At 65.8% G+C, this 12943-nt stretch carries 12 protein-coding genes; 10 read left to right on the top strand and 2 right to left on the bottom strand.

Features of this window, described 5'->3' with window-relative positions:
- Window positions 1–29 precede the first annotated feature (29 nt).
- The 7 genes from BST40_RS00980 to BST40_RS00950 all read left to right on the top strand — a co-directional run bounded on the left by BST40_RS00980 (window position 30) and on the right by BST40_RS00950 (window position 9892).
- On the top strand, window positions 30–3980 hold the full coding sequence (locus BST40_RS00980; protein ID WP_075547011.1) for a DNA-directed RNA polymerase subunit beta': 3951 nt from the start codon (window positions 30–32) through the stop codon (window positions 3978–3980).
- 139 nt (window positions 3981–4119) lie between these two features.
- The gene (locus BST40_RS00975; RefSeq protein ID WP_083153140.1) at window positions 4120–4875 is read left to right on the top strand and encodes a deoxyribonuclease IV; all 756 of its coding nucleotides are present in this window, start codon (window positions 4120–4122) and stop codon (window positions 4873–4875) included.
- Window positions 4876–4930: 55 nt separating this feature from the next.
- On the top strand, window positions 4931–5776 hold the full coding sequence (locus tag BST40_RS00970; RefSeq protein WP_075547013.1) for an extracellular catalytic domain type 1 short-chain-length polyhydroxyalkanoate depolymerase: 846 nt from the start codon (window positions 4931–4933) through the stop codon (window positions 5774–5776).
- A gap of 52 nt (window positions 5777–5828) precedes the next feature.
- Window positions 5829–7457: an acyl-CoA dehydrogenase family protein gene (locus BST40_RS00965; protein WP_075547014.1), complete on the top strand. Its 1629-nt coding sequence runs from the start codon at window positions 5829–5831 to the stop codon at window positions 7455–7457.
- Window positions 7454–8392, top strand: a complete 939-nt coding sequence (locus BST40_RS00960) for a crotonase/enoyl-CoA hydratase family protein (protein ID WP_083153138.1) — start codon at window positions 7454–7456, stop codon at window positions 8390–8392. Before BST40_RS00965 ends, BST40_RS00960 begins: the two co-directional genes overlap by 4 nt.
- Before the next feature lie 16 nt (window positions 8393–8408).
- Complete coding sequence (locus BST40_RS00955; protein ID WP_089024963.1) at window positions 8409–9131, top strand: PaaX family transcriptional regulator C-terminal domain-containing protein; 723 nt, start codon at window positions 8409–8411, stop codon at window positions 9129–9131.
- Window positions 9128–9892, top strand: coding sequence for a crotonase/enoyl-CoA hydratase family protein (locus BST40_RS00950; protein WP_075547017.1), 765 nt, complete (start codon window positions 9128–9130; stop codon window positions 9890–9892). The genes BST40_RS00955 and BST40_RS00950 overlap by 4 nt, the downstream gene beginning before the upstream one ends.
- Before the next feature lie 12 nt (window positions 9893–9904).
- Here the strand turns inward: BST40_RS00950 and BST40_RS00945 are convergent, their stop codons facing one another.
- Window positions 9905–10387 carry a DUF3060 domain-containing protein gene (locus tag BST40_RS00945; protein ID WP_075547018.1) on the bottom strand — a complete coding sequence of 161 codons (483 nt, stop codon included), beginning with the start codon at window positions 10385–10387 and terminating at the stop codon, window positions 9905–9907.
- 15 nt (window positions 10388–10402) lie between these two features.
- Window positions 10403–10789, bottom strand: coding sequence for a DUF3060 domain-containing protein (locus BST40_RS00940; protein ID WP_075547019.1), 387 nt, complete (start codon window positions 10787–10789; stop codon window positions 10403–10405).
- Between the two features lie 248 nt (window positions 10790–11037).
- On the opposite strand from BST40_RS00940, the gene BST40_RS00935 reads away from it, so the two are divergent.
- The 3 genes from BST40_RS00935 (at window position 11038) to rpsG (ending at window position 12871) form a co-directional block, all read left to right on the top strand.
- Window positions 11038–11685 (top strand): TetR/AcrR family transcriptional regulator, encoded by a 648-nt coding sequence (locus tag BST40_RS00935; RefSeq protein ID WP_075547020.1) that lies wholly within the window; start codon window positions 11038–11040, stop codon window positions 11683–11685.
- Between the two features lie 341 nt (window positions 11686–12026).
- Complete coding sequence (gene rpsL, locus BST40_RS00930; RefSeq protein WP_007167812.1) at window positions 12027–12401, top strand: 30S ribosomal protein S12; 375 nt, start codon at window positions 12027–12029, stop codon at window positions 12399–12401.
- Entirely contained in the window at window positions 12401–12871 is a 471-nt protein-coding gene (rpsG, locus tag BST40_RS00925) for a 30S ribosomal protein S7 (RefSeq protein WP_023370878.1), read from the top strand. Before rpsL ends, rpsG begins: the two co-directional genes overlap by 1 nt.
- Window positions 12872–12943: the final 72 nt, after the last annotated feature.

Below are 12943 nucleotides of genomic sequence, written 5' to 3'. Positions count from 1 at the left end.
ACTAAACCCGCAAGGGGAAAGGGAGTTACGTGCTAGACGTCAACTTCTTCGATGAACTCCGTATCGGCCTGGCCACCGCGGAGGACATCCGGCAGTGGTCCTACGGCGAGGTCAAGAAGCCGGAGACCATCAACTACCGCACGCTCAAGCCGGAGAAGGATGGCTTGTTCTGCGAGAAGATCTTCGGGCCGACTCGCGACTGGGAGTGCTACTGCGGCAAGTACAAGCGGGTGCGCTTCAAGGGCATCATCTGCGAGCGTTGCGGTGTCGAGGTGACCCGCGCCAAGGTGCGCCGGGAACGGATGGGCCACATCGAGTTGGCCGCACCCGTCACCCACATCTGGTACTTCAAGGGCGTGCCGTCGCGCCTGGGCTACCTGCTGGACCTGGCGCCCAAGGACCTCGAGAAGATCATCTACTTCGCCGCCTACGTAATCACCGCGGTCGATGACGAGATGCGGCACAACGAGCTGTCCACCCTCGAGGCCGAAATGATGGTGGAGCGCAAGGCCGTTGAGGACCAGCGTGACGCGGACCTGGAAGCGCGTGCCCAAAAGCTGGAGACCGACCTGGCCCAGCTGGAGGCCGAGGGCGCCAAGGCCGACGCCCGGCGCAAGGTTCGCGACGGCGGCGAGCGCGAGATGCGTCAGCTGCGCGACCGCGCCCAGCGCGAGCTGGACCGGCTGGAGGACATCTGGAACACCTTCACCAAGCTGGCGCCAAAGCAGCTGATCGTCGACGAGAACCTCTACCGCGAACTGCAGGACCGTTACGGCGAATACTTCACCGGCGCCATGGGTGCGGAGTCGATCCAGAAGCTCATCGAGAACTTCGACATCGACGCCGAAGCCGAGTCGCTGCGTGAGGTCATCCGAAGCGGCAAGGGGCAAAAGAAGCTTCGTGCCCTCAAGCGTCTGAAGGTGGTGGCGGCTTTCCAGCAGTCCGGCAACTCGCCGATGGGCATGGTCCTGGACGCCGTCCCGGTGATCCCGCCGGAGCTGCGTCCGATGGTGCAGCTCGACGGTGGCCGCTTTGCCACCAGCGACCTCAACGACCTCTACCGCCGGGTGATCAACCGCAACAACCGGCTCAAGCGGCTGATCGATCTCGGCGCGCCCGAGATCATCGTCAACAACGAGAAGCGGATGCTGCAGGAGTCGGTGGACGCGCTGTTCGACAACGGCCGCCGCGGCCGTCCGGTCACCGGGCCGGGCAACCGTCCGCTGAAGTCGCTGTCGGATCTGTTGAAGGGCAAGCAGGGCCGGTTCCGTCAGAACCTGCTCGGCAAGCGTGTCGACTACTCGGGCAGGTCCGTGATCGTGGTCGGTCCGCAGCTCAAGTTGCACCAGTGCGGTCTGCCCAAGCTGATGGCGTTGGAGTTGTTCAAGCCGTTCGTGATGAAGCGTCTGGTCGACCTCAACCACGCGCAGAACATCAAGAGCGCCAAGCGGATGGTGGAACGTCAGCGTCCCCAGGTGTGGGATGTGCTCGAGGAGGTCATCGCCGAGCACCCGGTGTTGCTGAACCGGGCGCCCACCCTGCACCGGCTGGGCATCCAGGCGTTCGAGCCGATGCTGATCGAGGGCAAGGCGATTCAACTGCACCCGCTGGTGTGTGAGGCGTTCAACGCCGACTTCGACGGTGACCAGATGGCCGTGCACCTGCCGTTGTCCGCCGAGGCCCAGGCCGAGGCACGCATCCTGATGCTGTCATCCAACAACATCCTGTCGCCGGCTTCGGGTCGCCCGTTGGCCATGCCGCGGCTGGACATGGTGACCGGGTTGTACTACTTGACCACCGAGGTCGACGGCGACACCGGCGAATACCAGCCGGCCGCAGCCGACCGTCCCGAGACGGGGGTGTACTCCTCGCCGGCCGAAGCCATCATGGCTGCCGACCGCGGTGTGCTCTCGGTGCGGGCCAAGATCAAGGTGCGGCTGACCCAGTTGCGTCCGTCCGCTGAGATCGAGTCCGAGCTGTTCGGGGCCAACGGCTGGCATCCGGGCGAGCCCTGGATTGCCGAGACGACGCTGGGCCGGGTGCTGTTCAACGAGCTGCTGCCGCCGGGCTATCCGTTCGTGAACAAGCAGATGCACAAGAAGGTTCAGGCCGCGATCATCAACGACCTGGCCGAGCGTTACCCGATGATCGTGGTGGCGCAGACCGTCGACAAGCTCAAGGACGCAGGGTTCTATTGGGCAACCCGAAGCGGTGTCACGGTCTCGATGGCCGACGTGCTGGTTCCACCCCGCAAGAAGGAGATCCTCGACCGCTACGAGGATCGCGCCGACAAGGTCGAAAAGCAGTTCCAGCGTGGTGCTTTGAACCACGACGAACGCAACGAGGCCTTGGTGGAGATCTGGAAGGAAGCCACCGACGAGGTGGGCCAGGCGCTGCGGGAGCACTATCCCAGCGACAATCCGATCATCACCATCGTCGACTCGGGTGCCACGGGTAACTTCACCCAGACCCGGACGCTGGCCGGGATGAAGGGTCTGGTGACCAACCCCAAGGGTGAGTTCATCCCGCGTCCGGTCAAGTCGTCGTTCCGTGAGGGCCTGACCGTGCTGGAGTACTTCATCAACACCCACGGTGCTCGAAAGGGCTTGGCCGACACCGCGTTGCGTACCGCCGACTCGGGCTACCTGACCCGTCGTCTGGTGGACGTGTCCCAGGATGTCATCGTGCGCGAGCACGACTGCGGCACCGAGCGCGGCATCGTGGTCGAGCTGGCCGAGCGTCAGCCCGACGGTGCGCTGATCCGCGACCCGTATATCGAAACCTCAGCCTACGCAAGGACTTTGGGTATCGACGCGGTCGACGAGGCGGGCAACGTGGTGGTCGCGCGCGGCGAGGATCTGGGTGATCCGGAGATCGATGCGTTGCTGGCCGCGGGGATCACGCAGGTGAAGGTGCGTTCGGTGCTGACCTGCACCACCGGCACCGGCGTGTGCGCGACGTGTTATGGGCGCTCGATGGCCACCGGCAAGCTGGTCGACATCGGTGAAGCGGTCGGTATTGTGGCCGCCCAGTCGATTGGTGAGCCGGGCACCCAGTTGACCATGCGTACCTTCCACCAGGGTGGTGTCGGTGAGGACATCACCGGCGGTCTGCCACGGGTGCAGGAGCTGTTCGAGGCCCGGGTGCCGCGCGGCAAGGCGCCGATCGCCGACGTCACCGGCCGGGTCCGGCTGGAAGACGGTGAGCGTTTCTACAAGATCACCATCGTGCCCGACGACGGCAGCGAGGAGGTCGTGTACGACAAGCTCTCCAAGCGGCAGCGGCTGCGGGTGTTCAAGCACGAGGACGGCTCGGAGCGGGTGCTTTCCGACGGCGACCACGTCGAGGTGGGCCAGCAGCTGATGGAAGGCTCGGCCGACCCGCACGAGGTGCTGCGGGTCCAGGGTCCCCGCGAGGTGCAGATCCACCTGGTCCGCGAGGTCCAGGAGGTGTACCGGGCGCAGGGTGTGTCGATCCACGACAAGCACATCGAGGTGATCGTGCGCCAGATGCTGCGCCGGGTCACCATCATCGACTCGGGCTCGACGGAGTTCCTGCCCGGCTCGTTGATCGATCGTGCCGAGTTCGAGGCGGAGAACCGCCGGGTGGTGGCCGAGGGCGGCGAGCCCGCCGCCGGCCGTCCGGTGCTGATGGGTATCACGAAGGCGTCGCTGGCCACCGACTCGTGGCTTTCTGCGGCGTCGTTCCAGGAGACCACCCGGGTGCTGACCGATGCGGCGATCAATTGCCGCAGCGACAAGCTCAACGGTCTGAAGGAGAACGTGATCATCGGCAAGCTGATCCCGGCCGGTACCGGTATCAACCGGTATCGCAACATCGCGGTGCAGCCCACCGAGGAGGCGCGCGCCGCGGCGTACACGATCCCGTCGTACGAGGATCAGTACTACAGCCCGGACTTCGGCCAGGCCACCGGGGCCGCGGTGCCGTTGGACGACTACGGCTACAGCGACTACCGGTAGACGCGCATAGAAGAAAGCCCCGGGCCTTGCCCGGGGCTTTCTTCTATGCCGAGTTTCTATGCCGAGCAGTCGCAGAATCGCACGTTGTGGGCTCGCGCAGGGCGATTCTCTGTCTGCTCGCCGCATTACACTGGGCCGGGTGCTGATAGGTTCCCATGTCCACTCGGACGATCCCCTGGCCGCCGCCCAGGCCGACGGCGCCGATGTGGTGCAATTCTTCCTCGGCAACCCGCAGAGCTGGAAGAAGCCCAAGCCGCGGGACGACGCCGAGACGCTGAAGGCGTCGACCATTCCGCTGTACGTCCACGCGCCGTATCTGATCAACGTCGCATCGGCCAACAACCGCATCCGCATCCCGTCGCGCAAGATCCTGCAGGACACCTGCGACGCGGCCGCGGCAATCAACGCGACGGCGGTGATCGTGCATGGCGGCCACGCCGACGACAACGACATGGAGGCCGGCTTCGAGCGGTGGGTCAAAGCGCTGGATTACCTCGAAACAGACGTGCCGGTGTACCTGGAAAACACCGCGGGCGGCGACCACGCGATGGCCCGCTATTTCGACACCATCGGCAGGCTGTGGGATCGTATCGGCGACAAGGGAATTGGCTTCTGCCTGGACACCTGCCACGCCTGGGCCGCGGGTGAGCAGCTGATCGACGCGGTCGACCGGATCAAGGCCTTGACCGGCCGCATCGACCTGGTGCACTGCAACGACTCGCGCGACGCCGCGGGCTCAGGCGCCGACCGGCACGCCAACATCGGCAACGGTCGCATCGATCCCGACCACCTCGTCGCGGTGGTGAAGGCCGCCGATGCCCCGGTGATCTGCGAAACCGCCGACGAGGGCCGCAAGGACGACATCGCGTTTCTGCGGGAAAAAGTCAACGGCTGATTTCACGGCTCATTTAATACTCGTTAAGCAAGTGTCGCGGGCCTACCGTTAACCTATGGTTCGCCGGTTGGTCACCCTGCTGGGCGTCGTGGGGATGCTCGTTGGCTGCGCCCACGCTCCGCCGCCGCCGCCCGCCGGCTTCGGAAGCGGCACCAGCTTCCACACCATCGACGTCGGCGGAGTCCAGCGCTCCTACCGGCTCTATAAGCCCGCGGGACTGCCCTCGTCGGCACCGCTGGTCGTTATGCTGCACGGTGGTTTCGGCAGCGCCCGGCAGGCTGAAAGATCTTACGACTGGGACGAATTGGCCGATTCGGAGAAGTTCGTCGTCGCCTACCCCGACGGTCTGAACAGAGCGTGGAACGCCAACGGCGGCGGCTGCTGCGGCCGGTCCGCACGCGAAGGCGTCGACGACGTCGCCTTTGTCAGCGCGGCGGTTGCCGACGTCGCCGCGAACGTGCCCGTCGACCCGGCCAGGATCTACGCCACCGGCATGAGCAACGGTGCCATCATGGCCTATACCCTGGCCTGCAACACCGGCATCTTCGCCGCGATCGGCCCGGTCTCGGGAACACAACTGGACCCGTGCCCCTCCCCGCATCCGGTGTCGGTCATGCATATCCACGGCACCGGGGATCCGCTTGTCCGCTACTTCGGCGGGCCGGGGGCCGGCTTCGCCCACATCGACGGGCCACCGGTCGAACAGCTGAATGCGTTCTGGCGCAATGTGGATCACTGTGCGCCCCCTGCCACCACGACCAGTGGCCGGATTACCACGTCGAACGCCGCGTGCGCGAACAACCGCAGCGTGGTGCTGGTTACCGTTGACGACGGCGGCCATGAGTGGCCATCGGTAGCCACCGAAATGCTGTGGAAGTTCTTCGCCGCCCATCCCCGCTGAGCAAGGCATTACACCTCTTGTACGGTTGTCGGGAAAATGTAATATGGGTGGCATGCCAGACACCCATGTCGTCACCAATCAAGTCCCGCCGCTGGAGAACCACAATCCCGCTACCTCTCCGATGCTTGTCGAAGCGCTGATCCGCGAGGGCGGGCAGTGGGGACTGGACGAGGTGAACGAGCTCGGGGCGATCTCCGGCGGCCACGAAGCCCAGCGTTGGGGTGAGCTGGCCGATCGCAACCGGCCCGTCCTGCACACCCACGACCGGGTCGGCCACCGCATCGACGAGGTCGAATACGACCCGGCTTACCACGAACTGATGCGCACCGCGATCGCGCACGGGCTGCACGCCGCCCCCTGGGCCGACGACCGGCCGGGTGCCCACGTCGTGCGCGCCGCAAAGATGTCGATCTGGAACGTCGAGCCCGGACACACCTGCCCGATCTCGATGACCTACGCCGTCGTGCCGGCGCTGCGCCACAACCCCGAGCTGGCCAGCGTTTACGAACCGCTGCTGACCAGCCGCGAGTACGATCCGGAGCTCAAGCTCGCCACCACGAAACGCGGTATCACCGCAGGCATGTCGATGACCGAGAAGCAGGGCGGCTCGGACGTGCGCGCCGGCACCACCGAGGCGAGCCCCAACGCCGATGGCACCTACAGCCTGACCGGCCACAAGTGGTTCACCTCCGCGCCGATGTGCGACATCTTCCTGGTGCTCGCGCAGGCCCCAAAGGGATTGTCCTGCTTCATGCTGCCGCGGATCCTGCCCGACGGCACCCGCAACCGGATGCTGCTGCAGCGCCTCAAGGACAAGCTCGGCAACCACGCCAACGCCTCGAGCGAGGTCGAATACGACGGCGCCATCGCGTGGCTGGTCGGCGAGGAGGGCCGCGGCGTCCCCACCATCATCGAAATGGTCAACCTCACCCGGCTGGACTGCACCTTGGGCAGCGCCACCAGCATGCGCACCGGTCTGACCCGTGCCATCCATCATGCGCAGCACCGAAAGGCGTTTGGCGCCTACCTCATTGACCAGCCGCTGATGCGCAACGTGCTGGCCGACCTGGCGGTCGAAGCCGAGGCCGCCACCATCGTCGCGATGCGGATGGCCGGGGCCACCGACAACGCGGCACGCGGCGACCACAAAGAGGCGCTGCTGCGCCGCATCGGCCTCGCGGCCAGCAAGTACTGGGTATGCAAACGCTCCACCCCGCACGCCGCCGAAGCGCTGGAATGCCTGGGCGGCAACGGCTACGTCGAGGACTCCGGCATGCCGCGGCTATACCGGGAGGCGCCGCTGATGGGCATCTGGGAGGGCTCGGGCAATGTCAGCGCGCTGGACACGTTGCGCGCCATGGCCACTCGGCCGGAATGCGTCGAGGTGCTGTTCGACGACCTGGCTACCAGCGCGGGCCAGGATGCCCGGTTGGACCGCCATGTCGAGCGGCTGCGGGAGCAGCTGGGGGATCTGGACACCATCCAGTACCGGGCCCGCAAGATCGCCGAGGACATCTGCCTGGCGCTGCAGGGATCGCTGCTGGTGCGCCACGGGCATCCGGCCGTCGCCGAGGCGTTCTTGGCCACCCGGCTCGGCGGCCAGTGGGGCGGGGCGTTCGGCACCCTGCCGACCGGACTGGATCTGGCGCCCATCCTCGAACGTGCTTTAGTCAAGGGATGACACACGCGATCCGGCCGGTCGATTTCGACAATCTGAAAACGATGACCTATGAGGTCACCGATCGGGTAGCACGGATCACGTTCAATCGGCCCGAGAAGGGCAACGCGATCGTCGCGGATACCCCGCTGGAACTCTCGGCGCTGGTGGAGCGCGCCGACCTCGATCCCAACGTGCACGTCATTCTGGTGTCCGGCCGCGGCCAGGGCTTCTGCGCCGGCTTCGACCTGTCCGCTTACGCGGATGGCACCGGCTCCGCGGGCGGCACCGGCGCATACCAGGGCACGGTGCTGGACGGTAAGACCCAGGCCGTCAACCACCTGCCCAACCAGCCGTGGGACCCGATGATCGACTACCAGATGATGAGCCGGTTCGTGCGCGGGTTCTCCAGCCTGATGCATGCCGACAAGCCGACGGTGGTCAAGATCCACGGCTACTGCGTGGCCGGTGGCACCGACATCGCGCTGCACGCCGATCAGGTGATCGCCGCCGCAGACGCCAAGATCGGCTACCCGCCCACCCGGGTCTGGGGTGTACCCGCGGCTGGCTTATGGGCACACCGCCTCGGCGACCAGCGTGCCAAACGCCTGCTGTTCACCGGCGATTGCATCACCGGCGCCCAAGCGGCCGAATGGGGTCTTGCGGTTGAGGCGCCGGATCCCAAAGACCTCGACGAGCGGACCGAGCGGCTGGTGCAGCGCATCGCCGCGCTGCCGGTCAATCAGCTGGTCATGATCAAGCTGGCGCTCAATTCGGCTCTGCTGCAACAGGGTGTGGCCACCAGCAGGATGGTCAGCACGGTGTTCGACGGCATTGCCCGGCACACGCCCGAGGGACACGCCTTCGTCGCCGACGCGGTCGAGTACGGCTTTCGGGATGCGGTCAAGCACCGCGACGAGCCGTTCGGCGACTATGGCCGGAAAGCGTCCGGAGTGTAGCTTCATGCCGAAATCGCTGGCGCGCATGACCGCCCGGTCCGTGGTGCTCAGCGTGCTGCTCGGCGCGCATCCCGCGTGGGCCAGCGCCAGCGAATTAGTCAGGCTTACAGCCGATTTCGGTATCAAGGAAACGGCGTTGCGGGTGGCCCTGACCCGCATGGTCAGCGCCGGTGATCTGGTCCGGTCCGCCGACGGTTATCGGCTTTCGGATCGGTTGCTGGCCCGGCAGCGGCGCCAGGACGAGGCCATGCGTCCGCCGGTGCGGGCCTGGCACGGCTACTGGCACATGATCGTCGTCACCAGTGTCGGCGATGACGCACGCACCCGCGCCGCATTGCGAAACACGCTGCAGGACAAGCGGTTCAGTGAACTGCGTGAAGGGGTGTGGCTACGTCCCGACAATCTCGGCCTGGAACTGCCCCCCGATATTCAGGCCCGGGTACGGGTGTTCAGAACCCACGACGACGCGCCCGCCGAGCTGGCCGCGCGACTATGGGACCTAGCCGAGTGGGCCGACGCCGGACAGCAATTGCTGGAGGAGATCTCCCAAGCCACAGACATTCCCGGTCGCTTCGTGGTGGCCGCCGCCATGGTCCGTCATCTGCTCACCGACCCGATGCTGCCCGCCGAACTGCTGCCAGCTCACTGGCCGGGTGCTCCGCTGCGCGCGGCATACCACGACTTCGCCATCGAGCTGGCGAAACGCCTTGACCCATCCCAACTCCTGGAGGCGACATGAGCGATCTGGTGCAAGTGGAGCACACCGGTCCGGTGACCACGGTGATCATCAACCGGCCGGCGGCACGCAACGCAGTCAACGGGCCGACGGCCGCCGCGCTCTACTCGGCGTTCGAGCAGTTCGACCGTGACGACGCGGCTGCGGTGGCGGTGTTGTGCGGCAACGGCGGAACCTTTTGCGCCGGAGCCGATTTGAAGGCCTTCGGCACAGCGGAGGCCAATGCCGTACACCGCACCGGCCCGGGCCCGATGGGCCCGTCGCGAATGGTGCTGTCCAAACCGGTGATCGCCGCTGTCAGTGGCTACGCCGTAGCCGGTGGTCTGGAATTGGCGTTGTGGTGCGACCTGCGGGTGGCCGAGGAGGACGCCGTGTTCGGGGTGTTCTGCCGCCGCTGGGGCGTACCGCTGATCGACGGCGGCACGGTACGGCTGCCGCGGCTGATCGGGCACAGCCGGGCGATGGACATGATCCTTACCGGCCGGGCGGTGGCGGCCGATGAGGCGCTGGCGATGGGACTGACCAATCGGGTGGTGCCCAAAGGGCAGGCAAGGCAGGCGGCCGAGGCGTTGGCGGCCGAATTGGCCGCCCTGCCTCAGCAGTGTCTGCGGTCGGATCGGTTGTCGGCGCTGCACCAATGGGGACTGCCGGAGTCGGCGGCGCTCGACCTGGAATTCGCCAGCATCTCCCGGGTGGCGGCAGAGGCCTCGACGGGGGCCGCACGCTTCGCGGGAGGTGCCGGCCGCCACGGCGCGCCGGCGTGACCTGTCGGCCGGTCAGCCGCCCTTGTTGATGGTGTTGCCCGACCCGATGTTGTCGACTTGCGGGTCACCATTCTTGTAGGTGATGGAGTTGTTGAGTCCCAGCACGCTCAGGTGCTGGTCGATCTTGTCGAAGGTGATCTTGTTGTTGGTGCCGCCAATGGTCACCGTCGAGCAGGTGCCGTTGACGGTAAGGGTGTTTTCCGAGCCGGCGACATTCAGTGACTTGCCGTCGGCGCAGTCCAGGGTGGCGGTCGTCCCGATCGATCCGTAGTTCAGCATGTTGCCGATCTCGATCGACGCGGTCGTGGGGGGCCCGGCTGACGTGGACGGCGCCGCCGTTCCGCTACTCGGCGCGGTTGTGGGCTTTGCGGAGCTGCTGGTGGCCGGCGGGGGATTGGCGGTCGAACTGCAGCCGACCAGTCCGGCGGCCGTTGCACCAAAGGCCAGTGTCAGAGCGATCGCAGACAGCCGCGAGGTGGGGACATGAACGCGCATAGGCTCCTCGATTCCTTAAGGGCCCACTCGCTGGAGCCGATTGACCATACCCAGTTCGCGGCCGCGATCCCAGATGAACGGATCGCCGTTCTTGAAGAACACCGTCTGATCCCAACCGTAGACGGTGATGTCGTTGATCACCGTGTCGGCAACGACGGTGTTGGACGAGCCCATTACCGTCACCGCCCAGCACGTTCCCTTCGCGGTGATGATATTGGCGGTGCCGTTGACCAACAGGGTGGAATCGTTGCAATCCAAAACCTGCTCGAGGCCCTCGCCGGTGATATGGGTGTCGCCGTTTTTTGCGTGCGCGGCCGGCGGTAGCGCGAGTGACGTGACTGCGGTGGTGACGATGGTGACGACGCAGCTGGCCAGTGACGCGGCGGCGGTTGTCCATCTCACTGCGGGCCCCCCTCCGTTGGCGCGTGATCGGTGCTCGATCGAGGTGTGCACCTAGCCTAGGTGTAGTGCCCTGCCCGACGACAGCGTTGACGGCATTTGGTTGACACCCCGCCGCGCCCGCATCTGACGCGGTCGATCGACGGTCGAGTCAACTAGAGTCATTAGTTGACCCACCGTTGACCTCCCACAACCGCAGCGGCGATGACTCACTGTCATTCGCACGTCGAACAATTATAAGGACGATCCTCATGGCAGCTTCGCCGGAACCGCCCTCAACGGCTGGTCGCCAGCGCGCTGTGAAAGCCGCGGCGCGGCCGGCCAAGTTGAGCCGCGATTCCATCGTCGAGGGTGCCCTGAACTTTCTGGACCGGGAGGGCTGGGATTCGCTGACCATCAACGCGTTGGCGACCCAACTGGGGACCAAGGGGCCGTCGCTGTACAACCACGTGGACAGCCTCGAGGACCTGCGCCGCGCGGTGCGGGTTCGGGTGATCGACGACATCATCATGATGCTGAACCGGGTCGGCGAGGGGCGCTCCCGCGATGACGCGGTATTGGTGATGGCCGGTGCCTACCGCAGCTATGCCCACCACCATCCGGGTCGGTACTCGGCATTCACCCGGATGCCGTTGGGCGGGGACGATCCCGACTACGCCGCGGCGACCAGAAGTGCTGCCGCGCCGGTGATCGCCGTGCTGTCCTCCTACGGCCTGGAAGGCGAAGAGGCCTTCTACGCGGCGCTGGAGTTCTGGTCGGCACTACACGGGTTTGTGCTGCTGGAAATGACTGGCGTGATGGATGAGATCGATACCGACGCGGTGTTCTCCGACATGGTGTTGCGCCTGGCGGCGGGGATGGAAAAGCGCACCGCGGAGCCCGGCGCCAAGCAGGCCTAACGCTGATCGGGGACGCCCGGGTAACGGATCTCCGCTTGGTTTGGGCACCACTTTGACCTGCCTGACCGGCGAGCGGTATTGTGGTTGCTCGTGCCTGGCGGCCTACAGCGCCCGACTTGAGGGCGTGGATGCCGGGCCAATTCGCATGTCCATGATTTCGCCGAGATGTCATGTACGAGGCGGGTTGAGTTCGGAGCCCAACCGCATGCGACACACCCGGCAGCGGGGTACGGCGTTTATACGGCGTTGGTTCCGAGGCAGGGCATAACTGCAGTACAAGGACTTGTAACAATACGGGGACCGGAGCCGGACCCTCAGACAGCGACACAGAAAGCCGGTAGATGCCAACCATTCAGCAGCTGGTCCGCAAGGGTCGTCGGGACAAGATCGCCAAGGTCAAGACCGCGGCCCTCAAGGGCAGCCCGCAGCGCCGTGGCGTGTGCACCCGGGTGTACACCACCACTCCGAAGAAGCCGAACTCGGCGCTTCGCAAGGTCGCGCGGGTGAAGCTGACGAGTCAGGTTGAGGTCACGGCGTACATCCCCGGCGAGGGCCACAACCTGCAGGAGCACTCGATGGTGCTGGTGCGAGGCGGCCGGGTGAAGGACCTGCCCGGTGTTCGGTACAAAATCATCCGCGGTTCGCTCGACACCCAGGGAGTGAAGAACCGCAAGCAGGCTCGCAGCCGTTACGGCGCCAAGAAGGAGAAGAGCTGATGCCGCGCAAGGGGCCGGCGCCTAAGCGTCCGTTGGTCAACGACCCGGTGTACGGGTCGCAGCTGGTCACCCAACTGGTGAACAAGGTTCTGCTGAAGGGGAAGAAATCGCTGGCCGAGCGCATTGTTTATGGTGCGCTCGAGCACGCCCGCGACAAAACCGGCACCGATCCCGTGATCACCCTCAAGCGCGCTCTGGACAACGTGAAACCGGCCTTGGAGGTTCGCAGCCGCCGCGTGGGTGGTGCGACCTACCAGGTGCCTGTCGAAGTGCGCCCGGACCGGTCGACCACGCTCGCGCTGCGCTGGCTCGTCGGCTACTCGCGGCAACGCCGGGAGAAGACGATGATCGAACGGTTGGCAAACGAGATTCTGGATGCCAGCAACGGCCTTGGGGCTTCTGTCAAGAGGCGTGAGGACACCCACAAGATGGCCGAGGCGAACCGCGCCTTTGCGCATTACCGCTGGTGAAAGCCGCCGGCGAACAGCAGCCGGGCGCACCTGACAGCGAACTGACTTAGCAACCGAAAGAGTGGGAAGACT

The sequence above is a fragment of the Mycobacterium persicum genome (assembly GCF_002086675.1).
Classification (GTDB): Bacteria; Actinomycetota; Actinomycetes; order Mycobacteriales; family Mycobacteriaceae; genus Mycobacterium; species Mycobacterium persicum.
Note: the sequence above shows the minus strand (reverse complement) of the source record. Positions and strands in the feature narration are given on the sequence as shown.